The organism is Pseudomonas sp. GW821-FHT05D12, from assembly GCF_059419825.1.
Genome location: NZ_JBWKSN010000002.1, coordinates 173,030 through 195,585, shown reverse-complemented (window position 1 = coordinate 195,585; position 22,556 = coordinate 173,030). Strand labels below are relative to the sequence as shown.

Annotated in this window: 27 protein-coding genes, 2 tRNA genes and 1 pseudogene; 19 read left to right on the top strand and 11 right to left on the bottom strand. The window is 61.9% G+C overall.

The features are described 5' to 3' along the window. Positions 1-5 precede the first annotated feature (5 nt). The 4 genes from modC to AC07SI_RS03970 all read left to right on the top strand — a co-directional run bounded on the left by modC (position 6) and on the right by AC07SI_RS03970 (position 4,733). Positions 6-1,085 (top strand): molybdenum ABC transporter ATP-binding protein, encoded by a 1,080-nt coding sequence (modC, locus tag AC07SI_RS03985; protein ID WP_065905460.1) that lies wholly within the window; start codon positions 6-8, stop codon positions 1,083-1,085. 78 nt (positions 1,086-1,163) lie between these two features. Further along, positions 1,164-2,213 (top strand): DNA topoisomerase IB, encoded by a 1,050-nt coding sequence (locus tag AC07SI_RS03980; RefSeq protein WP_065905461.1) that lies wholly within the window; start codon positions 1,164-1,166, stop codon positions 2,211-2,213. 123 nt (positions 2,214-2,336) lie between these two features. Then, on the top strand, positions 2,337-3,959 hold the full coding sequence (locus AC07SI_RS03975) for an ATP-binding cassette domain-containing protein (RefSeq protein ID WP_495005165.1): 1,623 nt from the start codon (positions 2,337-2,339) through the stop codon (positions 3,957-3,959). A 69-nt stretch (positions 3,960-4,028) separates the two neighbouring features. Continuing rightward, positions 4,029-4,733 carry a YoaK family protein gene (locus tag AC07SI_RS03970; RefSeq protein WP_495005164.1) on the top strand — a complete coding sequence of 235 codons (705 nt, stop codon included), beginning with the start codon at positions 4,029-4,031 and terminating at the stop codon, positions 4,731-4,733. A 145-nt stretch (positions 4,734-4,878) separates the two neighbouring features. Here AC07SI_RS03970 and AC07SI_RS03965 read toward each other — a convergent pair whose 3' ends face one another. The 4 genes from AC07SI_RS03965 to AC07SI_RS03950 all read right to left on the bottom strand — a co-directional run bounded on the left by AC07SI_RS03965 (position 4,879) and on the right by AC07SI_RS03950 (position 6,721). Next, complete coding sequence (locus AC07SI_RS03965; RefSeq protein ID WP_201144579.1) at positions 4,879-5,232, bottom strand: hypothetical protein; 354 nt, start codon at positions 5,230-5,232, stop codon at positions 4,879-4,881. 198 nt (positions 5,233-5,430) lie between these two features. Continuing rightward, the gene (locus tag AC07SI_RS03960) at positions 5,431-5,742 is read right to left on the bottom strand and encodes an AzlD domain-containing protein (protein WP_065905464.1); all 312 of its coding nucleotides are present in this window, start codon (positions 5,740-5,742) and stop codon (positions 5,431-5,433) included. Then, positions 5,739-6,434 carry an AzlC family ABC transporter permease gene (locus AC07SI_RS03955; protein WP_065905465.1) on the bottom strand — a complete coding sequence of 232 codons (696 nt, stop codon included), beginning with the start codon at positions 6,432-6,434 and terminating at the stop codon, positions 5,739-5,741. Before AC07SI_RS03955 ends, AC07SI_RS03960 begins: the two co-directional genes overlap by 4 nt. 71 nt (positions 6,435-6,505) lie before the next feature. Continuing rightward, entirely contained in the window at positions 6,506-6,721 is a 216-nt protein-coding gene (locus AC07SI_RS03950) for a hypothetical protein (protein ID WP_025856028.1), read from the bottom strand. Between the two features lie 179 nt (positions 6,722-6,900). Here AC07SI_RS03950 and AC07SI_RS03945 point away from each other — a divergent pair, with 179 nt between their 5' ends. From AC07SI_RS03945 to AC07SI_RS03905, 9 genes are all read left to right on the top strand, one after another. After that, on the top strand, positions 6,901-7,257 hold the full coding sequence (locus AC07SI_RS03945; protein ID WP_120448675.1) for a metalloregulator ArsR/SmtB family transcription factor: 357 nt from the start codon (positions 6,901-6,903) through the stop codon (positions 7,255-7,257). Between the two features lie 19 nt (positions 7,258-7,276). Then, entirely contained in the window at positions 7,277-8,560 is a 1,284-nt protein-coding gene (locus AC07SI_RS03940; RefSeq protein ID WP_065905467.1) for an arsenic transporter, read from the top strand. Positions 8,561-8,572: 12 nt separating this feature from the next. Then, on the top strand, positions 8,573-9,058 hold the full coding sequence (locus AC07SI_RS03935) for an arsenate reductase ArsC (protein ID WP_495005163.1): 486 nt from the start codon (positions 8,573-8,575) through the stop codon (positions 9,056-9,058). Between the two features lie 167 nt (positions 9,059-9,225). Next, positions 9,226-10,017 (top strand): AraC family transcriptional regulator, encoded by a 792-nt coding sequence (locus tag AC07SI_RS03930; protein ID WP_495005162.1) that lies wholly within the window; start codon positions 9,226-9,228, stop codon positions 10,015-10,017. 74 nt (positions 10,018-10,091) lie between these two features. Further along, complete coding sequence (locus AC07SI_RS03925) at positions 10,092-10,703, top strand: LysE family transporter (RefSeq protein ID WP_495005161.1); 612 nt, start codon at positions 10,092-10,094, stop codon at positions 10,701-10,703. A 318-nt stretch (positions 10,704-11,021) separates the two neighbouring features. After that, entirely contained in the window at positions 11,022-11,315 is a 294-nt protein-coding gene (locus AC07SI_RS03920) for a hypothetical protein (protein WP_201144591.1), read from the top strand. 223 nt (positions 11,316-11,538) lie between these two features. Beyond that, positions 11,539-14,253, top strand: a complete 2,715-nt coding sequence (gene mgtA / locus AC07SI_RS03915) for a magnesium-translocating P-type ATPase (RefSeq protein ID WP_495005160.1) — start codon at positions 11,539-11,541, stop codon at positions 14,251-14,253. An 88-nt stretch (positions 14,254-14,341) separates the two neighbouring features. Then, on the top strand, positions 14,342-14,689 hold the full coding sequence (locus AC07SI_RS03910) for a DUF2493 domain-containing protein (protein WP_120448681.1): 348 nt from the start codon (positions 14,342-14,344) through the stop codon (positions 14,687-14,689). 18 nt (positions 14,690-14,707) lie between these two features. Then, positions 14,708-15,517 carry a PA4824 family protein gene (locus AC07SI_RS03905; RefSeq protein ID WP_495005159.1) on the top strand — a complete coding sequence of 270 codons (810 nt, stop codon included), beginning with the start codon at positions 14,708-14,710 and terminating at the stop codon, positions 15,515-15,517. Here AC07SI_RS03905 and AC07SI_RS03900 read toward each other — a convergent pair. Beyond that, positions 15,514-16,206, bottom strand: coding sequence for a tellurite resistance TerB family protein (locus tag AC07SI_RS03900; RefSeq protein WP_495005158.1), 693 nt, complete (start codon positions 16,204-16,206; stop codon positions 15,514-15,516). The genes AC07SI_RS03905 and AC07SI_RS03900 overlap by 4 nt on opposite strands. 125 nt (positions 16,207-16,331) lie before the next feature. On the opposite strand from AC07SI_RS03900, the gene AC07SI_RS03895 reads away from it, so the two are divergent. Both AC07SI_RS03895 and AC07SI_RS03890 read left to right on the top strand, forming a co-directional pair. Then, the gene (locus tag AC07SI_RS03895; protein WP_495005157.1) at positions 16,332-16,859 is read left to right on the top strand and encodes a DinB family protein; all 528 of its coding nucleotides are present in this window, start codon (positions 16,332-16,334) and stop codon (positions 16,857-16,859) included. 154 nt (positions 16,860-17,013) lie between these two features. Beyond that, positions 17,014-17,295 carry a hypothetical protein gene (locus tag AC07SI_RS03890; protein ID WP_065905476.1) on the top strand — a complete coding sequence of 94 codons (282 nt, stop codon included), beginning with the start codon at positions 17,014-17,016 and terminating at the stop codon, positions 17,293-17,295. 47 nt (positions 17,296-17,342) lie between these two features. On the opposite strand, the gene AC07SI_RS03885 is transcribed toward AC07SI_RS03890, so the two are convergent. Next, positions 17,343-17,534, bottom strand: a complete 192-nt coding sequence (locus AC07SI_RS03885) for a DUF2188 domain-containing protein (RefSeq protein WP_065905477.1) — start codon at positions 17,532-17,534, stop codon at positions 17,343-17,345. Positions 17,535-17,874: 340 nt separating this feature from the next. Here AC07SI_RS03885 and AC07SI_RS03880 point away from each other — a divergent pair. Together AC07SI_RS03880 and AC07SI_RS03875 are read left to right on the top strand one after the other, a co-directional pair. Further along, positions 17,875-17,961, top strand: a tRNA-Leu gene (locus AC07SI_RS03880). 165 nt (positions 17,962-18,126) lie between these two features. Then, positions 18,127-18,336 (top strand): annotated as a pseudogene (locus AC07SI_RS03875) (hypothetical protein). 25 nt (positions 18,337-18,361) lie between these two features. Here the strand turns inward: AC07SI_RS03875 and umuC are convergent. The 3 genes from umuC to AC07SI_RS03860 all read right to left on the bottom strand — a co-directional run bounded on the left by umuC (position 18,362) and on the right by AC07SI_RS03860 (position 20,360). Continuing rightward, positions 18,362-19,636 (bottom strand): translesion error-prone DNA polymerase V subunit UmuC, encoded by a 1,275-nt coding sequence (gene umuC / locus AC07SI_RS03870; protein ID WP_495005156.1) that lies wholly within the window; start codon positions 19,634-19,636, stop codon positions 18,362-18,364. Next, positions 19,629-20,054, bottom strand: coding sequence for a LexA family protein (locus tag AC07SI_RS03865; RefSeq protein WP_495005155.1), 426 nt, complete (start codon positions 20,052-20,054; stop codon positions 19,629-19,631). The genes umuC and AC07SI_RS03865 overlap by 8 nt, the downstream gene beginning before the upstream one ends. A 96-nt stretch (positions 20,055-20,150) precedes the next feature. Further along, complete coding sequence (locus tag AC07SI_RS03860; RefSeq protein WP_495005154.1) at positions 20,151-20,360, bottom strand: hypothetical protein; 210 nt, start codon at positions 20,358-20,360, stop codon at positions 20,151-20,153. Positions 20,361-20,443: 83 nt separating this feature from the next. On the opposite strand from AC07SI_RS03860, the gene AC07SI_RS03855 reads away from it, so the two are divergent. After that, the gene (locus tag AC07SI_RS03855; protein ID WP_495005153.1) at positions 20,444-21,124 is read left to right on the top strand and encodes an SOS response-associated peptidase family protein; all 681 of its coding nucleotides are present in this window, start codon (positions 20,444-20,446) and stop codon (positions 21,122-21,124) included. Positions 21,125-21,177: 53 nt separating this feature from the next. Beyond that, positions 21,178-21,248 (top strand) — tRNA-Ser (locus tag AC07SI_RS03850). A 14-nt stretch (positions 21,249-21,262) separates the two neighbouring features. On the opposite strand, the gene AC07SI_RS03845 is transcribed toward AC07SI_RS03850, so the two are convergent. Both AC07SI_RS03845 and AC07SI_RS03840 read right to left on the bottom strand, forming a co-directional pair. After that, entirely contained in the window at positions 21,263-21,808 is a 546-nt protein-coding gene (locus tag AC07SI_RS03845; protein ID WP_495005152.1) for a lysis system i-spanin subunit Rz, read from the bottom strand. Continuing rightward, the gene (locus AC07SI_RS03840; RefSeq protein ID WP_495005151.1) at positions 21,805-22,494 is read right to left on the bottom strand and encodes a glycoside hydrolase family 19 protein; all 690 of its coding nucleotides are present in this window, start codon (positions 22,492-22,494) and stop codon (positions 21,805-21,807) included. The genes AC07SI_RS03845 and AC07SI_RS03840 overlap by 4 nt, the downstream gene beginning before the upstream one ends. Between the last annotated feature and the right edge of the window lie 62 nt (positions 22,495-22,556).

Here is a 22,556-nt window from a genome sequence, read left to right as displayed (position 1 = left end):
TACCGATGATTGATGTGCGCCTCAATGTGAAATACGCAGGCTTTGCGCTGGACGTGGACCTGCATTTGCCCGGGCGCGGCGTGACGGCGCTGTACGGGCATTCCGGCTCCGGCAAGACCACCTGCCTGCGCTGTATCGCCGGGCTGGAGCGTGCCGAAGAGGGCTTTGTGCAGATCAACGATGAAGTCTGGCAGGACAGCCGCACCGGGCTGTTCGTGCCGCCGCACAAACGGGCCCTTGGCTACGTGTTCCAGGAGGCGAGCCTGTTTGCGCATTTGTCGGTACGGGCGAACCTGGAGTTTGGCCTCAAGCGCATCCCGCGCGCGCAGCGGCGGGTCGATATGGCCCAGGCCAGCGAATTGCTCGGGATCAGCCATCTGCTGGATCGCCATCCCCAGCACTTGTCCGGCGGTGAACGCCAGCGCATCGGCATCGCCCGTGCATTGCTGACCAGCCCAAGCCTGCTGTTGATGGACGAACCGCTGGCCGCGCTCGACAGCAAGCGCAAAGGCGAGATCCTGCCGTACCTGGAACGCCTGCACGATGAACTGGACATCCCGGTGCTGTACGTCAGCCATGCCCAGGATGAAGTCGCGCGCCTGGCCGATCACATCGTGCTGCTCAGCGACGGCAAGGCCCTGGCGAGCGGCCCGATTGGCGAAACCCTGGCGCGTCTCGACCTGCCGATGGCGTTGGGCGACGACGCCGGCGTGGTCATCAACGGCAGCGTCAGCGCCTACGACGATCATTACCAATTGCTCACGCTGCAACTGCCGGACAGTGCCCAGCACCTGCGCGTGGCGCATGCGCCGCTGGCGCTGGGCAAGGCGTTGCGGGTCAAGGTGCAGGCGCGGGATGTGAGCCTCAGCCTGCAAGCCGAGGAAGCCAGCAGCATCCTCAATCGCCTGCCGGTCACGGTCACCCAGGAAATCCCCGCTGACAACAGTGCCCACGTGCTGGTGCGCCTGGAAGCCGATGGCACGCCGCTGCTCGCGCGGATCACGCGGTTCTCCCGCGATCAACTGCAACTGCACCCGGGCCAGCGGCTGTGGGCACAGATCAAGGCGGTGGCGGTGCTCGCGTAAAAAACCTTTTGGCACGACCGCAAACGGCTGCGGTCAATCAGGAATACCGGCCTGATCTGTTGCCAAGGAACCTGCACCATGCCCGACTCCGCGCTGCCCGCCGACCTGCCCCGCGACCTGCATTACGTTGATGACACCCAACCCGGCATCCGCCGCAAGCGCCTGCGCGGCAAGTTCCAGTATTTCGATGCCAAGGGCGAACGCATCCAGGATGCCGACGAGATCAAGCGCCTGAACGCCCTGGCGGTGCCCCCGGCCTACACCGACGTGTGGATCTGCGCCGACCCGCGCGGCCATCTGCAGGCCACCGGGCGCGACGCGCGTGGACGCAAGCAATACCGCTACCACACGCGCTGGCGCGAAGTGCGTGACACCGACAAATATTCACGCCTGCAGGAATTCGGCAACGCCCTGCCCAAACTGCGCAAGCAACTTGAAGCGCAATTGGCCGAGCCCGGTTTCACCCGCGAAAAGGTGCTGGCTACCGTGGTGATGCTGCTGGATGCGACCTTGATCCGCGTCGGCAATACCCAGTACGCGCGGGACAACAAATCCTACGGCCTGACCACCCTGCGCAACCGCCATGTCGACATCAAGGGCAGTGAGATCCAGTTCCAGTTTCGCGGCAAGAGCGGCGTGGAGCACCAGGTCAGCGTCAAGGACCGGCGCCTGGCCACCGTGGTCAAGCGCTGCCTGGAGTTGCCGGGGCAGAACCTATTCCAGTACCTGGACGAGGACGGCGAGCGCCACACGGTCAGCTCGCATGACGTCAACGCGTACCTGCACAGCCTCACCGGCGCCGATTTCACCGCCAAGGATTACCGCACCTGGGCCGGTACCGCGATGGCGCTGGCAGTGCTGCGCGAATTGGAGTGGCAGCCGGAATCCGACGCCAAGCGGCATGTGGTGGCGATGGTCAAGGATGTCGCCAAGCAACTCGGCAACACCCCGGCCGTGTGCCGCAAGTGCTATATCCACCCGGCCGTGCTGGAGCATTTCAGCCTGGGTGAACTGTCCCGCCTGCCCAAGCCGCGCCTGCGCAAAGGTTTGAAAGCCGAGGAAGTTGCGCTGGCCATGTTCCTGGAGAAACTGAGCGCCGACTTGCCAGAAAAAGCCAAGGCAGGTTAGGCTTTGCCTCCCTTCTGACGCCCGGGATGACCGCCGACGTGAACCACTAAGCCTTCCAAAATGTATCTGCAACGAGCCGCCTGGCGCGCTTGTTGGCCTGTCCGACATTTTTTGGAGGTGCTGATGACTGACGTCAACCGGCTGCCTGTCCTGGTTTCACTGCAACACCTGAGCTTCCAATTCGCCAATGGCGAAACCTTGCTGCACGACCTGTCCCTGTCCATCGATCACACCCCCACGGGGATCGTGGGGCGCAATGGCCGCGGCAAAAGCATCCTCGCGCAATTGATCGCCGGGGTATTGCCGCCCTCCTCCGGTTCGCTCGACTGTTCGGCCCGCGTGGCTTACGTGCCGCAGGCCGTGGTGGTGAATGCGGGGCAAACCGTCGCCGCTATCACCGGCACCGCCGAGCCCCTTGCGGCCCTCTCACGCATGGCGGCGGGCGTGGCGCGGGTCGATGACCTTGAGGTGATCGATGATCGGTGGGACCTGGTCGAACGCTTGCGCACCGCCCTGGACGCCGCAGGCCTGGCCGCGCTTGGTTTTGACACGCGTGCCGATCAGCTCAGTGGTGGCCAGCTGGCGCGGGTCGCGGTGATCGGTGCGATGCTTGCGGAACCGCAACTGCTGGTACTCGATGAACCTACCAATCACCTCGACGGCGACGGCCGAACCTGGCTGTTGCAGGTGCTGCAGGCATGGCGCGGCGGCCTGGTGGTGGTCAGCCATGATCGGCAATTGCTCAACACCCTCGGGCGCATCATTGAGCTGTCGCCGCTCGGTACCCAGGTGTATGGCGGCAACTATGCTGCCTATCGCCTGCAGCGCGACACCGAGCAGCGCGCCGCCATCGCCGCGCTGGAACACGCGCGCCTGGAGCGCAGCCGCGAACGCCGGCGCCTGCAAAAGGATCATGACAGCCTGCAGCGCAATGCCGCGCGCTCGCGCAAACATGCCGAGACGGCCAATGTCGACCGCTTTACCAAGGCACGCTGGAAAGGCGCCGCCACCGAAATCGTCAGTACTGTGCGCAGCGCGCATCACGCGCACAAAAGCGAGCTGGATGATCAGGTGCGCGAGGCTTACGCACGCGTCGAGGACGAAACACCGACCCTGCTGGCCTTGCCCGGCTCGGCGGTGCCCAATGGCCGCCGCGTGATTGCCCTGGCCGAGGTTCAATTACCCTGGCTGTCACAGCCGCCGCTGACACTCGGTTTGATCGGGCCGGTGCGCGTGGCGGTGCAAGGGCCGAACGGCTGTGGGAAATCCACCTTGCTTAAAGTGCTGGCAGGCCTGTGGCAGCCGGTCAGGGGCGAATGTTCAGTGCCGGTACCCAGCGCCTACATCGACCAGCATCTGGCGCTGCTCGACGACCAACGCTCGATCATCGACCAACTCAACCTGCTCGACACCCCCTTGGCCGAAGCCCAGTTGCGCACGCGCCTGGCCTTGCTGCAACTGGATGCATTACGGGTCACCCAGCCGGCCGGTCAACTCAGCGGCGGCGAGCGCTTGAAGGCCGCGATGGCAATTGCCCTGTGGCGAGCAACGCCCGCGCAACTGCTGTTGCTCGACGAGCCTACCAACCACCTTGACCTGGAATCGGTGCTCGCCTTCGAGCAGGCGCTGCAGGGGTTCGACGGGGCGATGCTGGTGGTCTCGCATGACCCGGCGTTCGTGCAGGCGATCCGGCCGACGCATCATTTACGCTGGCAGCCGGAGGGGTGGCGCCTGGAGAGTGTCTGAGGTCATTGCATGGCGCCGCAAAGCGTCCTACGGTAGTGGCCGGATAATCTCACCGAGGAACCCGGCCCCATGCTGCCTTCGCCGCGCAAGCCCTTCGCCAATGCCGCACTCGCCCATCAACAGCGCTGGCGGGGTCGCGTCGGCCTGATGCTGGTGGCCAGCCTGTCGGTGCTGGCGGGCATGACCGACGCCATCGGCTTCATGGCCAGCGGTGACTTTGTGTCGTTCATGAGCGGCAACACCACGCGCCTGGCGGTGGCGATCAGCGCGGGTGATCTCGGTTTGACCGCACGCCTGCTGTTGCTGGTTGCGACATTCGTGGTGGGCAACGCCTTGGGCGTGGTGGTCAGCCGCCTCAGCCGGCGGCATGCCTTGCCTTTGCTGTTGTGCATTGCCGCCTTGCTCTGCGGCGGCGCGCTGCTGCCCTTCGCCGGCACGTTGCCCGCGCTGCTGGCGGCGATCATCGCGATGGGCATGCTCAATGCGGCAGTGGAAGAGGTCAACGGCTTGCCGGTGGGCCTCACCTACGTCACTGGAGCGCTGTCACGCTTTGGGCGTGGGCTGGGTCGCTGGATGCTCGGCGAACGCCGCAACGGCTGGCGGGTGCAACTGATTCCATGGGCGGGAATGTTTATCGGCGCGGTGATTGGCGCGCTGCTGGAACAACAGCTGGGCCTGCGGGCGCTGTGGGTCAGCGGCGCATTGGCGGGGGTGCTGGGGTTGGTGTCGCTGAAGATTCCCCGTCGCTGGCACCTGGGTTTTATGCCGCGCTAAGGGTTGAAAGGATGCTCGCCCGACGTTTAGGCCTCGACGTCCGTGTACTGGTAAAGAGCCATCATGTCGGGCGAGCGCGTGCATCATAAGCGAATGTCCGGCGGCTGTCCCGCCGGGCGATTCCTAAAAGCACTAAGGCAATGGATTACAGACAGGTCGCGAGGGCCGCCAGGCGGCGTTTGGCCGGCATGTTGTCTTGCGCTGCGTAGTACTTGACGGTCGAGCCGGCGCCGGCGCTCAGCACGTCGACAAAGTAATCGCCAGCGGTGGTGTAGACGGTAAAACCACCCGCTCCGGTGGGCTCCTTGAAGCCGCCGGCGTCGACGCCAAACACACTTTCATCCTGCCAACCGAACTGAATGCACTCGGCAACCACCAGGGTGGCCTTGTCCGAGGCCATGGTCTTGTAGGGGTTGCCGGCGCGCGCCTCTTTCATCTTCGAGCCCGCGCAACCGGCCAGGGCGGCCAGTACCAATGCGCCTATTACGACCTTGTGCATGCCATCGTTCCTTGGAAAAAAACGCGACTCTACCATTAGCGGAACCGTCGAGGCGAAAGCCAGGCAGAAACCTGCCCCGCACGCAGCATGAATTTAGTTTCACTGTGAGGGGCGATCGCGCCGCCTATAGTCGGCAGGCTCATTTTTAAGAAGTCTCCCTTCTGCCCGCTCTCCCGCGGGCTTTTTTTCGCCTGTGCGTCAGAGCCACCAACGAAACAGGTAGAACAACGCCATGCTCAGCAGCACGGTGATCAACACGTTACGCGTCCAGAACATCAGCCCTACCGCGCAGATAGCTGCCAGCAGGTAAGGGTTGGACGGGCTCAGGTTGAGCTGGTGGTCGGCAAGAAAAATGATCGGCCCGCAGATCGCCGTGAGCATGCCCGGCACCGCAAACCCCAGGAACTCGCGCGCCCCGCGATTGAGGCGCACCGGCAAGCGCGGCTCGATAAACAGGTAACGATTGAGAAACACCACCAGGCCCATGGCCACAATCATCAGGTAGATCATCGCTGCCCTACTCCCAGGCGTTTGCACACAAAACCGGCACTCATGCCCAGCACGCCGGACACCACCACCGCCGACTCCCAGTGCAGAAAACTCAACCACACTGAACACAACAATGACACGGCCACACAGACCACCGTCGGCACGTCGCGCACCACCGGCGTGATCAAGGCAATAAAGGTCGCGGCAATCGAGAACTCCAGGCCCAGTTGATCCAGGCCGGGGATGCTTTTGCCGAGCACGATGCCGGCCAGGGTGAACAGGTTCCAGGCGATGTAGAACGTCAGGCCGACCCCCAGCGCATACCAGCGATTGAAGGTTTCGCGGTCGTAGTGGCTGACCAGGGCGAAGAATTCGTCGGTCAACAGAAAGCCCAGGCTCATGCGCCAGCGGCTTTTAAGCGGGGAAATAATCGGGCGCAGGTGCATGCCGTAGAGCAAGTGCTGGGATGTCAGCAGCAGCGTGGTGAGCACGATGGAGATCAGGCTGGCGCCGCTCTTGACCATGCCGATGGCGACCAACTGCGCCGCGCCGGCAAACACGATGGCCGACAAACCTTGGGCTTGCAGTGGGGTGAATTGCGCATCGATGGCCATCGAACCGGCCAACAGGCCCCAGGGCGCACAGGCCAGGGACAGGGGAATGACGGCGATTGCGCCGCGAGCGAAGGCGTAATGAGGTAAGGCAGTAGGCATGGAGACGGCTCATCGACAGACAGTCGACAAGCATGCCAGCGCAACCCAGGGCTTGTCTTGAACGATCTTGCTCAGGCCAGGCGTACCGACACCTGCTCCACCGAATCCCGCGCTTCGCGCAGTTCGTGGGCATCCTGGTTGAGGCGGTGGATGGTATTGAGCAGACGTTGGCGCAGGACTTCATCGCCGAGTTTTTCGACGGCACGCATCAGGTCGAACGCCGCGGTTTCGTTATTTTCCGCGACGGAATCCAGGGTCTTGCGCAGGTTGCGAGTGGCACGGGTCACGCGGGGTCATCCTTCATCAGCAATGGGCAGGCACTTTAGGACATTCTTGTTTCATTTTAATTTCAAACACTTGTGGCTGATTTCCACGGATTTGATCCACGTCAATTGAAACAAGGTTTGACCAGAATATATGGATATCCGTATATTCGTATTTCCACATATTACAAACAGGCCTGCGCATGTCGGACCTCTTCTCTCCACCCACATTGTTCAAATGCCTGGCTGACGCCACCCGCGCGCGCCTGACGTTGTTGATCCTGCGCGAAGGCGAACTTTGCGTCTGCGAACTGATCCATGCCTTGGACGACAGCCAGCCAAAAATTTCCCGCCACCTGGCGCAATTGCGCAGTTGCGGGCTGGTGCTGGATCGTCGCCAGGGCCAATGGATCTACTACCGCCTCAACCCGGCGCTGCCTGGCTGGGTGACCGAGGTGTTGCAGACCACCCTGCAAGCCAACCAACCCTGGTTGCACAGCGACGCACAACGCCTGGAAGCAATGGGCGACAGACCACAACGGGCCAGCGCCTGCTGCTGAGCCAACGGAGCGTTTATTCATGCTTGTCGCAGTTGCTATTTTTATCCTCACCATCGTGCTGGTCATCTGGCAGCCCAAGGGCCTCGGCGTGGGCTGGAGTGCCACGCTGGGCGCGATCCTGGCCCTGGCCTGCGGCGTGATCAGCCTGGCCGACATCCCGGTGGTGTGGCACATCATCTGGAACGCCACCGCCACGTTTGTCGCACTGATCATCATCAGCCTGTTGCTCGATGAAGCCGGCTTCTTTGCCTGGACCGCCTTGCATGTGGCGCGCTGGGGCCGTGGACGCGGCCGGCGCTTGTTTGCCTATATGGTGCTGCTCGGTGCCCTGGTCTCGGCGCTGTTTGCCAACGACGGCGCGGCGCTGATCCTCACGCCGATTGTGATGTCGATGCTGCTGGCGCTGCGTTTTTCCCCGAGCGCGACCCTGGCGTTTGTCATGGGTGCAGGCTTTATCGCCGACACGGCGAGCCTGCCGCTGGTGGTGTCGAACCTGGTAAACATCGTCTCGGCGGATTATTTCAAGATCGGCTTCAACGAATACGCCGCCGTCATGGTGCCGGTGAACCTTGTCAGCGTCGCGGCGACCTTGGCGGTGCTGCTGTGGTTTTTCCGCCGCGACATCCCGCAGACCTACGACCCGGCTGACCTGGAAGACCCTGCGAGTGCCGTGCACGACCGCGCCACCTTCCGCGCCGGTTGGTGGGTGCTGGGCATCCTGCTGGTCGGTTGCTTTGCCCTCGAACCGCTGGGCATTCCGATCAGCGCCATCTCGGCGGCGTGCGCCGTGCTGCTCCTGGTGATTGCCGCCAAGGGCCACAAGATTTCCACGCGCAAAGTACTCAAGGAAGCGCCCTGGCAAATCGTGATCTTCTCCCTGGGCATGTACCTGGTGGTTTATGGCCTGCGTAATGCCGGGCTCACCACCTACCTGGCGACCTGGCTGGATACCTTTGCGCAGCACGGCGTATGGGGCGCCGCCATGGGCACGGGCGTGCTGACCGCGTTGTTGTCGTCGGCGATGAATAACCTGCCGACAGTGTTGATCGGCGCGCTGTCCATCGAGTCCAGCCATGCCGTGGGCGTGGTCAAGGACGCGATGATCTACGCCAACGTGATCGGCAGTGACCTGGGTCCGAAGATCACCCCGATCGGCAGCCTCGCCACGTTGTTGTGGCTGCACATCCTGGCGCGCAAAGGCATCACCATCACCTGGGGCTACTACTTCAGGGTCGGGATCGTGCTGACCCTGCCGGTGCTGTTGATCACCCTCGCCGCCCTCGCCTTGCGCCTGAGTCTTTGAAGGAATCGAGCCATGAAAGTCCTGTTCATGTGTACCGCCAACAGCTGCCGCAGCATCTTGTCCGAAGCCGTGTTCAATCACCTGGCGCCGCGCGGGTTTGCAGCGATCAGCTCCGGCAGTTTCCCCAAGGGCCAGGTGCTGCCACGCAGCCTCGGCACGTTGCAGGCGGCGGGCATCAGCACCGAGGGGCTGTACAGCAAAGGCAACGAAGCCTTTGAAGGCAGCCCTCCGGACGTGGTCATCACCGTGTGTGACAAAGCCGCCGGCGAGGCCTGCCCGGTGTATTTCGGGCCGGCGGTTAAGGCGCATTGGGGTCTGGAGGATCCCTCCGATGTGCAAGGCGATGAAGCCTCGATCCAAGCCGCATTTGATGCCACGCTGGCGATTATCGCCGCACGCTGCCGTGCATTTTTCGCCCTGCCTGTCGCCGACCTCATCCCTGCTGACCTGAAAACACAACTTGAGCGCATTGCGCAGTTGTCACCGCAGAACCCATGAGCCCCCTGCCAAACCTGGATGTATCGCTGCTCCCGCCCGGCCCACTGGATTCGACCCAGGCCCCGCGCATTCTGCTGCTGCACGGGTCGACCCGCGAACAATCAACGGTCGATTTGAACCGCGCTGCCAGCGTATGCTGAGGCCCTCATTCCTAGCGAGCCACCTCGATGAGCACCATGCAACACGCCTGGCTGGGCAACTACGAACTCAGCAGCACGACCTGCACCGGCCTGACCTTTGCGCGCCACAGCCATGATGAGTGCGTGATCGGCGTGAACCTGCTGGGCGAGGAAAAAGTCTGGCTGGACCGCCGCGAGTTTGCGGCGGGGCCGGGTTCGATCACCCTGTATAACCCCGGGCAGATTCAGGGCGGCGGCGCTGCCGAGGGCGCGCCCTGGCAGTTTGTCAGCCTGTACGTGAGCGCCGACCAATTGTCCGGTGATCTGGGTCTGGTGCAGGTGGAGTTCGACCGCTCGCTGTGTGTCCAGCCGGACCTGGCCCAGCGCCTGGCGATGGCGGTGAAAGGCGCATTGAGTGGCGATGCGCGGGTGCGCGAGTTGCACGAAGAGGCTTTGCTCCTGTTGCTCGGCGAAGTGGTCGGCCTCAGTGGTGTGCGCCTGCCCGGCACCGCGGCCACCGGCAAAAGCCTGATCGGCCGCGCCCAGGAGCTGCTTGCCGAACAGCTGCATCAGTCCGTACCTTTGGAGCAGTTGGGCGATGAGCTGGGGTTGTCCAAATTCCATTTGCTGCGCACCTTCCAGAAAGAAACCGGGCTCAGCCCCCGGCAATGGGCCATGCAATTGCGCACTCGCCGTGCCAAGGGCCTGTTGCGCAACGGTGTGGCGGCCAGTGAAGTCGCACACACGCTGGGCTTTGCCGATCAGAGCCATCTGAATCGGCATTTTCGCGCGGCCTACGGCATCACTCCCGGCCGCTACCAGAGCGTAGTGAAGCGCTGAACAGCGCAATCTGGTTCAAGACTGCACACCCATCCCTGCGCACACTGCCCGGCATCATTTGAAGGAACGCGGGCATGCTGACGATCTTCTTTTACGCGCTGGTATTCGGTTTTGTGTTTTGCCTCTCTCCCGGCGCGGTGCTGGCGGAAACCCTGCGCCGTGGCCTGTTGCACGGTTTCACCCCAGCCTTGCTGGTGCAGGTCGGTTCGCTGGTGGGCGATGCCGTCTGGGCGGTGATCGGGCTTACCGGTATCGCGTTGCTGATCCAGCATGACGCGGTGCGCGTGCCGCTGACGGTGGTCTGTGCGCTGTACCTGGCCTGGCTGGGCGTGCGCAGCCTGCTCGACGCCTGGCACCTGCCCGAAGCTGACAGCAACGTAGCCCGCTCCGGTAAAAATGCGCTGGCGGTAGGCGCGGCGATTTCGTTGGCCAACCCGAAGAACATCGTCTATTGGGGCGCGTTGGGCAGCGCCTTGTCCGGCATCGTCGGCGCGACACCCAGCCACGGGCAGACGCTGATGTTTTTTGCGGGGTTCATGCTGGCCTCGGTGTTGTCGTGCTTTTTGATTGCGGCGCTGGTGAATCTGTTGCGCCAGAACGCTTCGCCGTTGTGGCAACGCATCAGTTACGGCGCCTGCGGCGTGGTCTTGATCTATCTGGCTATTCTCGCGACACAGGGCATATGAAGTTATATAACCGGCAACTTCAGAGTGCCTCTTATCTGAATGAACTCTGAACCGCGGGTTATTTAATTAATCATCCGTTGACATTTTGTAACTGTCTGAGTAGATTGCCCGTGCCCGCTACTGGGGCCTTTTTTAAACCTCACAAAAGAAGCCAATGGACACAGTATCTAGTCGCTGTCCGAGCACCGCGTTTGCGGGCATCGGGCGCCAAACCCAGAATATGACAGGACTCGCCTTCCAGGTCCGGTAAGCTGCGCTAGAGCTTGATGCTCCTCCGTAACTGCCTCGCCGGATGCGTATCCGGTCCCGAGGTGTGTTATGACCTTCCAAACCTTTGTTTTACCTGATGTACGCACACTGGCCGCCGCCCTGCGCGCCAAGCTGTGCCGCGAGCCCGTGGGTTTTTCGCCGACCCGCTCGCCGCTTGCCGTACCTTCCCCTCAAGTGCGCCCGGCCCACCCGCTGGCGCACTGGCGTATCTGCCCAGCCACTGGCCAATTGCAGCAGCACTGGGATCACGCCGACCCTCAAGACCCACAGAGACCGACCGTTTCCCGCCTGGCGCAAGCTGGCTTGATGCTCGGTCTGTATGTGAGCGCTCGCGCAGCTTAACCCCGCTGGAAACAGCAACTATCTGATCAATACCCTGGAGTTCCTCATGAACACTTCCAGATGTAATCGGCTGCGCGTTAGTTAACTAACGCCGCCATCAAAGTTAGGTAAACACCTTATTTGAACCGATCGCAAAGTTAGCGGCTCGGCCGGCTTTCACTCGCCTGTATGCAGGCAAGTAACGGGCCTGTTTTGTCGACAACTGGCGACAGGAGTACACACCATGAGCGCCGTAAAAAACACGCCACTGCAGAAGAAAAATGGCACCGACGCCGACACCAAACTGTCGATGCGTGCCGCCCGCGAAGCCCACAACGGCTTATCCGCCACCCTCGCTAACGTTCGCGCCACCCAGGATGGCCTGACCGAACTGGACGCCGCTGCCCGCCTGCAACGCGAAGGCTACAACGAAGTGGCGCACGACAAGCCGCCTCACGCCATCGTCCAGTTCCTGCAGGCCCTGAACAACCCGTTCATCTACGTGCTGCTGACCCTGGGCAGCATCAGTTTCTTCACTGACTGCTGGCTGCCGATGCAGGATGGCGAAGAGGCCGACCCCACCAAAGTCATCATCATCATGACCATGGTGCTGCTCAGCAGCCTGCTGCGCTTCTGGCAGGAGCACCGCTCGGCCAAGTCCGCCGAAGCCTTGAAGGCCATGGTGCGCACCACGGCGACCGTGCTGCGCCGCGAGCAAGTGGGCAGCCAGCCCGCCCTGCGCGAAGTGCCGATGCGTGAACTGGTGGCCGGCGACATCGTGCAGTTGTCGGCCGGCGACATGATCCCCGCCGATATCCGCCTGATCGAGTCCCGCGACCTGTTCATCAGCCAGGCCGTGCTCACCGGCGAAGCCTTGCCGGTGGAGAAATACGACACCTTGGGCGAGGTCACGCAAAAATCCGCCAGCGCCTTGGCCGCCGACCAGGGCAACCTGCTGGACCTGCCGAACATCTGCTTCATGGGCACCAATGTGGTCAGCGGCCGCGCCAAAGCCGTGGTAGTCGCCACCGGACCACGTACTTACTTTGGCTCGCTGGCCAAGGCGATTGTCGGTTCGCGGGTGCAAACCGCCTTTGATCGCGGGGTGAACAGCGTCAGCTGGCTGCTGATCCGCTTCATGCTGGTGATGGTGCCGATCGTGTTCCTGCTCAATGGTTTCTCCAAGGGCGACTGGGGCGATGCGTTCCTGTTCGCACTGGCGGTGGCCGTAGGCCTGACCCCGGAAATGCTGCCGATGATCGTCAGCGCCAACCTGGCCAAGGGCGCCACGGCCATGGCCAAGCGCAAGGTGGTGGTCAAGCGGCTTAACGCGATCCAGAACTTTGGCTCGATGGACGTGCTGTGCACCGACAAGACCGGCACGCTGACCCAGGACAAAATCATCCTCGAGCATCACGTCAATGCCTTTGGCCAGCGGGATGACGCGGTGCTGTCCCTGGCGTGGCTCAACAGCTATCACCAGAGCGGCATGAAGAACCTGATGGACCAGGCCGTGGTGCAGTTCGCCGAGCAGAACCCCAAGTTCCAAGTGCCATTTGCCTACAGCAAAGTCGATGAATTGCCCTTCGACTTTGTGCGCCGTCGCCTGTCGATCGTGGTCAAGGACGCCGCCGACGACCACCTGCTGGTGTGCAAGGGCGCCGTGGAGGAGATGCTGGGCATTTCTACCCATGTGATGGAGGCAGGCAAGGCCGTGCCGCTGGATGAGCACCGCCGCGAAGCGTTGCTGGCGATTGCCAACGACTACAACGAAGACGGTTTCCGGGTGCTGGTGGTGGCCAACCGTCACATCCCTAAATCGCTGGCGCGCCAGCAGTACACCACCGCTGATGAACGCAACCTGGTGATCCAGGGCTTCCTGACCTTCCTCGATCCACCGAAGGAAACCGCGGGCCCGGCGATTGCCGCGCTGCAACAAATCGGCGTGGCGGTCAAAGTGCTGACCGGCGACAACGCGGTGGTCACCAGCAAGATCTGCCGCCAGGTCGGGCTCGACCCGGGCCAGCCGCTGCTGGGGGTGGAAATCGAAGCGATGGACGACGCGACCCTGCTGCGCCGCGTGGAAGAGCGCACGGTGTTCGCCAAGCTCACGCCACTGCAGAAATCCCGTGTGCTCAAGGCTTTGCAGGCCAACGGTCACACGGTCGGTTTCCTCGGTGACGGCATCAACGATGCACCGGCGCTGCGCGATGCCGACGTGGGTATCTCGGTGGACAGCGGTACCGATATCGCCAAGGAATCGGCCGACATCATCTTGCTGGAAAAGAGCCTGATGGTGCTTGAAGAAGGCGTGCTCAAGGGCCGCGAAACCTTCGGCAATATCATGAAGTACCTGAACATGACCGCCAGCTCCAACTTCGGCAACGTGTTCTCGGTGCTGGTCGCCAGTGCGTTCATTCCGTTCCTGCCGATGCTGTCGATCCACTTGCTGCTGCAGAACCTGATGTACGACATCTCCCAGCTGGCCTTGCCGTGGGACAAGATGGACAAGGAATACCTGGCCAAGCCGCGCAAGTGGGATGCCAAGAACATCGGCCGCTTCATGATCTGGATCGGGCCGACCTCGTCGATCTTCGACATCACCACGTTTGCGCTGATGTGGTACGTGTTCGCCGCCAACAGTGTCGAGATGCAGACCCTGTTCCAGTCCGGCTGGTTTATCGAGGGGCTGCTCTCGCAAACCCTGGTGGTGCATATGTTGCGCACGCGCAAGATCCCGTTCTTCCAGAGCACAGCCGCGTGGCCGGTGCTGATGATGACCGCCGTGGTCATCGGGCTGGGGATCTACGTGCCGTTCTCGCCGCTGGGCACCCTGGTCGGCCTGCAACCGCTGCCGCTGGCGTACTTCCCATGGTTGGTCGGCACCCTGCTCGCCTACTGCTGCGTGGCCCAACTGATGAAAACCCTCTACATCCGCCGCTTCAAGCAGTGGTACTGAGTTTCACCCTGCCATGCCTCGTAGGAGCCGGCTTGCCGGCAAGCCGGCCCCACACCCAGGCAGCGTTTGCATTGCAAGGAAATTTCTTATGCGCGTCTTGATCTGTGCAGGTCGTCATTACGCCGACACCAAAAAGTCCCGCCAGGTGCTGGACGCTTACCACCGCCTGCGCCCGGTGCAGGTATTGATCCACGGCGGCAACCAGTTCCTGGGCAGCGACATCGAGGAATGGGCACGCGAGCTGGGCATCGACGTGGTGCGCTACCCGCCCAACTGGCAACACCACGGCAAGCAGGCGGAACGCCAACGCAACCATTTCATGCTGACCGACAGCCGCCCCGATGTGGTCATCGCCCTGCCCGGTGGCGATGACACCTTCGAGCTGGTCAGCCAGGCCAACGCCAGCGGTGTCTCGGTACTCACCGTAGAAAGCTGAATTCACGCGAGGTGCATCATGCACAAAAAACACACCCCTCAACGCCCCGACGGGTTTGCCAAATACCGTGCGCGCCACTATCGCGGTGCGCGCAATAGCCTGCTGCTGTTGCCGCCGGCGAAACGTCGGGCGCTGCGGCGCAATTTGATCTTTATCGGCCTCACGCTGGGCCTGATCCTGCTGGTGGCCCTGGTGTCGAAAGCCCACGCGGCCGGCGGTGCCTACGTGGTCGACGACGGCGCGATCAATGCGCCAGGAGCATGCAACATAGACGCCTGGTACAGCGCCAATCGCCACGATGGCAGCACCCACAGCGAGACGCTGTCGCCGGCCTGCACCTTCGCCGCCATGCCCTCTGTGCAATGGGGCGCGGCGCTGTCACGGGCCGACCATGAGACTCAGGTCAGCCCACAACTCAAGGCCCAAGTGCTGTCCCGACAAGACCTGGGCGTGGAAATCGCCGTTTCCGCTGGCGCGCACCTGGCGCTGGATCGACAACACGGGTTTGATGGCGCTGACCTGAACGTCCCGTTCACCTGGCAAGTCCTTGAAGCCTTGCGCCTGAACCTCAACGCCGGCTGGACTCATGCCTACAACGACGGCGATCAGCAACATCGCCTGACCTGGGGCAGCGGCTTGGAGTACGAGCTTGCGCACGCCCTGACGCTGATCGCCGAGCGCTATGGCCAGGCCGGCGGCGACCAGGCCTGGCAGGCCGGACCGCGCCTGCACCTGGGGGAATTTGTCGACATCGACCTGATACTGGGGCGCAGCCTGACCGGCGCCCGCGACCAGTGGCTGACCACCGGTGCGACACTGCGGTTCTAGGCTTTGGCCTGTTGTTCCAACAGCAGCTGCAACTGCGGGTCGATCTGCAACTGCCCCGCGAGGTCATCCAGGTAGTTGCGTTCGGCTTCCTGCTGGTCATCGACCAGCAGCACACTGGCCACGTACATCTCGGCCGCCACTGCCGGGTCTTTGGCAAACTCGGCGAAATCCGCCGCATCCAGGGGCTTGGCGATTTCGGCGTCGAGCCACTGTTGCAACTGTGGGTCGTCGGTATGTCGGCGTACTTCATTCGAGATCAACTGCCGCTCTTTTTCGTCGATCTCGCCGTCGGCCTTCGCGGCCGCGATCAATGCACGCAAGACCGCGTGGCTGTGGGCTTCGGCTTCGGGGCCGTCGAGCTGGTCGACGGTCTGGAATGCTGCTTGTGGCTTGGCCGCCTGCTGGCTCTGCCAGGCCTGATACGCCTGGAAAGCCATCATTCCCAGGGAGGCCAACGCCGCATAATTCATCCCGCCAGTACGCCCCTGGGCCGGGCGCGCGGCAGCTCCACCCCCGAGCATGCTGCCCAAGCCACCCAACAACCCACCGAGGCCGCCACCCGCAGGCGCATTGGCGCTGCTGGTGCCTTTCAACAGACCACCAAGCAGCCCGCCCAGACCGCCGCCCGCGGTGCCACTGCCCGGCTGCCCGGCGCGCAGCAGTTGTTCAAGTAAGTCGCTGGTGTTCATGGTTTCACCCTCCCAGGGCGTGGTGTTGGCGTCTAACAACCATAGCGCGCCACTGCGGGAACACCATGACCGCCGGGCGGCCACGCCTTATGATGGCGCGACCCCGCCAACAAGAGACACACCCCGTGAACCGTATCGAACAGATCGCGCTGATGGCGACCTACAACCAGTGGATGAATCGCAAGGTCTATGACGCGGCCGGCACCCTGGACCACGCCGCATTGCTGGAGGACCGCCAAGCGTTTTTCGGCTCGATCTTCGGCACGCTGAACCACCTGGTGCTGGGCGATACGGTCTGGCTCAAGCGCTTTGCGCTGCACCCTGCCGGCTTTTCGGCACTGGCCCCGTTGAGCGCCATCGAGGCACCACGCGACCTCAAGCACCTGGCCTTCGCCGACCTGTGCGCACTCGCGTCCCGGCGCGCCTGGCTGGATGAACTGATCATCGAGTGGGCCCACGGCTTGAGCGATGGTGACCTTGACCATCGCCTGCACTACCACAACATGCGCGGAGTCGCGGCGGACAAGCCGTTTTTCAGCCTGCTGGTGCATTTCTTCAATCACCAGACCCATCACCGCGGCCAGGTGACGACGTTGCTGACCCAGGCCGGCGCGGATGTGGGCGATACCGATCTATTGGCGCTGATCGACTAGCCGTAGCCGCGTACCTATCCGTTTGGGGGGATAAACGAACGTCACACCACCGATGGGGTCGTAACTTCAGGTGCCGGGATTTTTCCGCTCCCGCCCTCCCCGCGCGCATTGTGGGTCTACCGATGCGCGTACCCCATAAGAAGGAGACGCTTACATGGTCATTCACTTCAAGGTCGCCGGGCATCTGGCTTGCGGCCATCACGGCACCAACCTCCCGTCCAGCACCGAGTTGAACCGGGTCAAATGCCGCACCTGCCGCAACACCGAAGCCTACAAGGAAGCGCGCCGCACCCAGCGCAACGCCGCTCGACGCGCGTCACGCAAAGCCAAGACTCATACCGCAACCGACTGGCGCAGCGCGTGGACACAACGCCTGACCGACTTGCCAGGCCTGCAGCGCCTGCCACGCGGGTTCAGCGGCCAGCCTTTCGTCTAGCTCGCCCATGCAAAAGCCCCGGCCAGGCCGGGGCTTTTTCGTTGCGTTCAATCATCATTGGACACCGGCCGGTTGCGTGCCTTGTACCCTGGCAAGGTAGCGGCATACGCAAATGCCTGTTCGCGAGAATTGAAGGTCGCCAATCGGTCCTGGGGCGTACATACCCGCCACGGTCCATGGTTGACCTGCACGATGTCGTAGCCATTCAGATGCAGCTTCGTCAGCATTGGAGCGCTCATAGTCACCTCGCTTTCCTGAGATTTTCTGGCGTTGCAGCCCCACCTTACACCCGCAACGGGCTCAGGGGTCGACCATGTGTCGTACCGAAATGGCGGCATTCATGAACACCAAGCTGCAGCTGATTTACTACCTGGCCGGCGGGTATGGCAAGTAGCCAAAGCTGTCATTTATGGCTCTTGTTCTGTCGCCAGCGGAATCGTCCGATTAGCCTCAATACCCCCTGTAGATCACTGATCTGTCGAGCTTTTTCACTCAAGCCTTCAGCAATAAAGCTACCCTTCGACCTTGCGCCCAAGCGTGCGGATCTATATATTCCCAACCCTGCTACAACGCGCTGCCGCCCGAATGGCGAAACTGGTAGACGCATGGGACTTAAAATCCCCCGCTCGTAAGGGCGTCCCGGTTCGATTCCGGGTTCGGGCACCAAAGATATCAAGGGCTTGCATGATGAACTTCATGCAGGCCCTTATCTTTTGTGTTCCGCAATTTTGGGATGTGTTCCGCAATTCCCCTCTCCGGCGTTCTGCCGACTTAATTCAAATCCCCCGTTTCACCGACTGCTACGCTGTTCACTCCACCAGAGGAACGCCGATGCCAAACTCAGACCTGCTCCCTTCCCTGCTCTCCAGGCTGTACGAAAACCAGCTGGCCCTCGAAGCCTCGATCATGGAGTTATCGAACTGAGTCGAGCAACGTGGCTCAGCCGATGTGGCGGAGAACATCCGCGGCGCTCTGCACACCATCGATGAGAACGAAGAATTCATCAAGCTGACTCTGGCGGTCCTCATGTCGCCCGAGTGAAGTTGATCTGGCGCTGAGCGCTTCATTACTTGCAAGCAACCGACCACAGCTGATCGAGCTTCGTGGTGTAGCTCTGGCTCATCATTTCCCGGCGCATCCCCCACTCAGGGTTCGTCGGCACACTGGCCGACCTCAGTGTTCCCCTCCCCCATCTTTCATTGATTTGGTCCAGCACGGTCATCACCCGTGTGGCCTCGGCCGGCTGGGACACCGCGAATAGATCGTCCGTGTATTCGCCTGGCTGGCACAGGTTGAGCAACATCACCTCGGCCTTGCTGTATTTGAATCCTGGTCGGTAGATGTGGTCGAGGGCATCGACGGCGGCCTTGGTCAGCAGGCGCACGTCGTCGGTCGGGTACGGCATATCCACCACTACCCCGTTGGCATATTTCGCCTCATCCGGATTGAACATGCCGGTGCGGATGCAGACCCGGACTTTCTTGCAGAGCGAGTTTTGCGCGCGGAGCTTTTCTGAGGCCCGCATCATGTAAGTGGCCACGGCCTCCTTGATAGGCGCCAGGTCAGTCAGCCGCTTACCAAACATGCGACTGCAGCAGATCTCTTGCTTCGGTGGGTCGGGCTCATCCAACTCGAGGCAGGAGGTGCCTGCTAGTTCCCGTGCCGTCTTCTCGATCACAACACTGAATTTCTTGCGGAGCGTCCAGGGGTCGGCCTTGGCCAGGTCCATCGCTGTCTTGATGCCCATCGTGTCCAGGTGGAGCTTCATTTTTCGGCCAACACCCCAGACCTCGGACACATCGGTATTGCGCAGCACCCAGTCCCGTTTGATTGGATCAGTGATGTTTACCACGCCACCGGTTTGGGCCTGCAAGCGCTTGGCGGTGTGGTTCGCAAGCTTTGCCAGCGTCTTTGTATTGGCGATGCCGACGCCGACGGGGATGCCGGTGCACCGCAGCACCTGCGCGCGGATCTGCCGGCCGAGCGCGTCAAGCCCTCCAATACCGGTGAGGTCAGCAAAGGCTTCGTCGATGCTATAGATCTCGACTGCGGGCACCATGCTCTCTATCAGCGTCATCACTCTCTCGCTCATGTCGCCGTAAAGCGCGTAGTTCGACGAGAACGGGACGATTCCATGCTGTTTGAGCTTCTGTTTAATCTGGAAATACGGCTCGCCCATCTTGATAAAGGGCTTGGCGTCGTAGCTTCGGGCAATCACGCAGCCGTCGTTGTTGCTCAGCACGACAATCGGCGTTTTAGCGAGGTCAGGCCGGAATACACGCTCGCAACTTGCGTAGAAGCTGTTGCAGTCGATCAGAGCGAATACTGGCGAATTAGACATGGCTGCGCACAGTATTGGTGATCACGCCCCAGATCGATAGCTCGTCGCCTTCCAGCACGTATCGCGCCGGGTACTTCGGGTTTTCGGAAAGCAGTATCACCTCCTTGCCGCGCTTGCAGAGCCGCTTGCACATGGGGTCGTTATTCAGGAGTGCCACGACTATGTGCCCGTGCGCGGGCTCAATTGAGCGATCCACCACTGCCAGGTCACCTTCGAAAATCCCCGCGCCCTGCATGCTCTCACCAGTAATCATCACCAGGTAGACATGGGGCGCCCTGATATTCAGTACTTCATCTAGGGAAATGTGCTGCTCGATGTGATCGGCCGCCGGGGACGGGAAACCGGCCGGCACATGAAACGAGCAGAGAGGCAGTTTTGCACCGCCGCCCGCAATTGGACCTAGAATGTTGAAGCTCATGGTGCTGCCTTATGCAAATACTGTACGTATGTACAGTTAATATCGCATATGGCTTGCGGTCAATTTGGTGTAGGAGATATCTGACAGGCGGCCGCGTCAGCCCAACTCATCTGCGTACGCGGCGACAGCCTCTTCTGTGAGTTCTCGCCACTCGTCGCTGTCGATTATGCCGCGCTCTTTCGTGTCGTCAGCCAGCGACAGGCGCCTCTCGTATCGCTCTTCCGGCGTGGCTGAGATGAAGTCCGGATCATTGCGCAGGGAAAACCACGCCTCCATTGCGTTGATCTGATCGATGTTGATTGCCATGACGAATACCCGGGGCCAGTGTCTACAGTGTAGAGATTGGCCTGGCCCCGGCTGTTCATTGGGGCCGACGAGCGGAGACGACTATGTGCGGAAGACTTTCCCAGTACAGCGGCATCCACGACTTTGTTGCGGCTTTGAGCATGCCCAATGCCCTGATGAACTCCGTCGGTGAATTGCCGCTCGAGCGCTACAACGTCGCCCCGACAACCCAAGTTGCCCTGCTCCACCTGCAGGGCGATCTTTTGCACGCCGACCTAGTGCGCTGGGGATGGAGACCGCACTGGGCCAAAGACCGCGCCGCCCCCATCAATGCCCGCGTCGAGAAGGTGGCCCACGCCCCGTTCTTCAGGGCGATCTGGCCACACAGGGCAATCACGCCGATCGATAACTGGTTTGAGTGGGTGGACGAAGGTGGACCGAAGAAACAGCCCTACCTGATACGCCGGCGGGATGGCGAGCCCGTGCTGTGCGCCGCCATAGGCCAACTGCCCGACAGCGATGAAGGCCCAGGCGAGCATGACGGCTTCGTGATCATCACCGCCGACAGCGCCGGCGGAATGGTGGACATCCACGACCGGCGCCCGGTAGTGCTGACGCCAGAGTTCGCGCGGGAATGGCTGGACCCTGCCACGTCGAAGGAACGCGCAGAACAGATGGTGCTGCACCAGGGTGAGCCGTCGGATGTTTTTGAGTGGTTCAAGGTCGACAGTGCCGTTGGCAATGTGAAGAACAAGGGCTCGAGCTTAATTGAGCGATCAGGTTGACAGTGGCACTTTGCCTTGCTTATAGTTTTGCTACTCCGTCTTGCACGGTAAATGGGGATTTAGCTCAGTTGGTAGAGCGGCGGCCTTGAAATCCGCGCGTCGGGGGTTCGATTCCCTCAGTCCATTCAGAAGCCCTGGCTAAAATGCCGGGGCTTCGCTTTTTCGGGGTTGATTTTTGGTCAAGGGACTTATCGCTCTGACGTAAGCCTGACACGCCCGTAGCGCGATCAGTCCTTCGTCGCCGGCATCGGTGATGGCGATAATTCTTTGAGCATGCGCTGGGTCAAGTTGGGCTCGACGGGCAGCATGAACCACGCCGACGGCGCCGGGGGCGGAAGGCACGTTGCAACCACTGGCTGGATCCTCGGCAAGGAGGACTGACAGGCGCACATCAGCAGTGGCAAGGCGATCGCGCAAAAGAGCCTGGCTGCGTTGGGCATCGGATAATTCCCTGGTGTGTTGTTGGTCCTGGGCGGCGAGCTTCTGCTCTGTGGCCAGGCGCTTGTCCTGCTCGGCGCGAGCCCCAGCCGCCGCGGCATTGCCGATTGAGGTCAGGTCGGCCTCAAACTGGGCGCCCTGCTCTGCCAGTAACTTCCCGAGGCGCCAGTCCTGCACCTGCCAGGTGCCCGCGGCGCTGATCACCATCGCCAGCAGTATCGCGGCCAGGATCTGCCCGGGAGTCATGCCAGCACCTTCAGCGCCTTTTCGTACAAAGCCTTGCGATCTTCAGCTCCGTTCGGCACACGCCCAGGCTGCCCGGTATTGATGATGCTGCCGATATCCTGGAAGGCGCCAGCGTCAGCCAGTTCGTTCAGGGCACGCGCGTCCCAGTAGTGCGCTGCAGACATTGCCGCCCACTCCGCCTGCTCAAGCAGTTCGGGCTGATTCAGCAAGTCGATCTGCAGCGCCGTGCCGGCGGCCAGGTAGTTCGACTTTCCCGTAACCTGAATCAGGCCGCGGCCGCGATACTTCCAGCCGTCGCCGGTGGCCGGTGAGCCGTTGCCCATGCGCGAGGCGTAAACATTGTTTGCGATCGCCTCCGGCTTCCCGGCCAGGCTAAGCGCCAGAGCATTGGGCTTGTTCCGTGCCGTACCCTTCACATTGACCTTCAGGTAGCCCCCCTTCCCGTCCGGCTCCGCGTAACGGCCTGGCCAGCTGTTCGCCAAACCATCTGCGCTGTAGTTCAGGTTCTCGGATACGCGTGATAGCTGACCTGACTCATGCCCGGTCTGTGCGATGAATGCGGCCTGGCGTTTCGGCGTGTCGATCTTGAAGCGGAGCATCGCCCGGTTCAGCGCAGGCAAAAAAATACCGGCTCGAGGGCCGGCACTTGGGAGTATCTGCAGCAGCTGCTGCTGAGTAATCGGCATGGCTTTCTCCTTGCAATAAAAAAGCCGCTCATGGCGGCTAAACGGGGAAACGTAGATTCAGG

Coding starts and splice junctions, on each gene's coding strand:
- modC (WP_065905460.1), top strand. CDS start 6: ATGATTGATGTGCGCCTCAATGTGAAATACGCAGGCTTTGCGCTGGAC.
- AC07SI_RS03980 (WP_065905461.1), top strand. CDS start 1,164: ATGCCCGACTCCGCGCTGCCCGCCGACCTGCCCCGCGACCTGCATTAC.
- AC07SI_RS03975 (WP_495005165.1), top strand. CDS start 2,337: ATGACTGACGTCAACCGGCTGCCTGTCCTGGTTTCACTGCAACACCTG.
- AC07SI_RS03970 (WP_495005164.1), top strand. CDS start 4,029: ATGCTGCCTTCGCCGCGCAAGCCCTTCGCCAATGCCGCACTCGCCCAT.
- AC07SI_RS03965 (WP_201144579.1), bottom strand. CDS start 5,232: ATGCACAAGGTCGTAATAGGCGCATTGGTACTGGCCGCCCTGGCCGGT.
- AC07SI_RS03960 (WP_065905464.1), bottom strand. CDS start 5,742: ATGATCTACCTGATGATTGTGGCCATGGGCCTGGTGGTGTTTCTCAAT.
- AC07SI_RS03955 (WP_065905465.1), bottom strand. CDS start 6,434: ATGCCTACTGCCTTACCTCATTACGCCTTCGCTCGCGGCGCAATCGCC.
- AC07SI_RS03945 (WP_120448675.1), top strand. CDS start 6,901: ATGTCGGACCTCTTCTCTCCACCCACATTGTTCAAATGCCTGGCTGAC.
- AC07SI_RS03940 (WP_065905467.1), top strand. CDS start 7,277: ATGCTTGTCGCAGTTGCTATTTTTATCCTCACCATCGTGCTGGTCATC.
- AC07SI_RS03935 (WP_495005163.1), top strand. CDS start 8,573: ATGAAAGTCCTGTTCATGTGTACCGCCAACAGCTGCCGCAGCATCTTG.
- AC07SI_RS03930 (WP_495005162.1), top strand. CDS start 9,226: ATGAGCACCATGCAACACGCCTGGCTGGGCAACTACGAACTCAGCAGC.
- AC07SI_RS03925 (WP_495005161.1), top strand. CDS start 10,092: ATGCTGACGATCTTCTTTTACGCGCTGGTATTCGGTTTTGTGTTTTGC.
- AC07SI_RS03920 (WP_201144591.1), top strand. CDS start 11,022: ATGACCTTCCAAACCTTTGTTTTACCTGATGTACGCACACTGGCCGCC.
- mgtA (WP_495005160.1), top strand. CDS start 11,539: ATGAGCGCCGTAAAAAACACGCCACTGCAGAAGAAAAATGGCACCGAC.
- AC07SI_RS03910 (WP_120448681.1), top strand. CDS start 14,342: ATGCGCGTCTTGATCTGTGCAGGTCGTCATTACGCCGACACCAAAAAG.
- AC07SI_RS03905 (WP_495005159.1), top strand. CDS start 14,708: ATGCACAAAAAACACACCCCTCAACGCCCCGACGGGTTTGCCAAATAC.
- AC07SI_RS03900 (WP_495005158.1), bottom strand. CDS start 16,206: ATGAACACCAGCGACTTACTTGAACAACTGCTGCGCGCCGGGCAGCCG.
- AC07SI_RS03890 (WP_065905476.1), top strand. CDS start 17,014: ATGGTCATTCACTTCAAGGTCGCCGGGCATCTGGCTTGCGGCCATCAC.
- AC07SI_RS03885 (WP_065905477.1), bottom strand. CDS start 17,534: ATGAGCGCTCCAATGCTGACGAAGCTGCATCTGAATGGCTACGACATC.
- umuC (WP_495005156.1), bottom strand. CDS start 19,636: ATGTCTAATTCGCCAGTATTCGCTCTGATCGACTGCAACAGCTTCTAC.
- AC07SI_RS03865 (WP_495005155.1), bottom strand. CDS start 20,054: ATGAGCTTCAACATTCTAGGTCCAATTGCGGGCGGCGGTGCAAAACTG.
- AC07SI_RS03860 (WP_495005154.1), bottom strand. CDS start 20,360: ATGGCAATCAACATCGATCAGATCAACGCAATGGAGGCGTGGTTTTCC.
- AC07SI_RS03855 (WP_495005153.1), top strand. CDS start 20,444: ATGTGCGGAAGACTTTCCCAGTACAGCGGCATCCACGACTTTGTTGCG.
- AC07SI_RS03845 (WP_495005152.1), bottom strand. CDS start 21,808: ATGACTCCCGGGCAGATCCTGGCCGCGATACTGCTGGCGATGGTGATC.
- AC07SI_RS03840 (WP_495005151.1), bottom strand. CDS start 22,494: ATGCCGATTACTCAGCAGCAGCTGCTGCAGATACTCCCAAGTGCCGGC.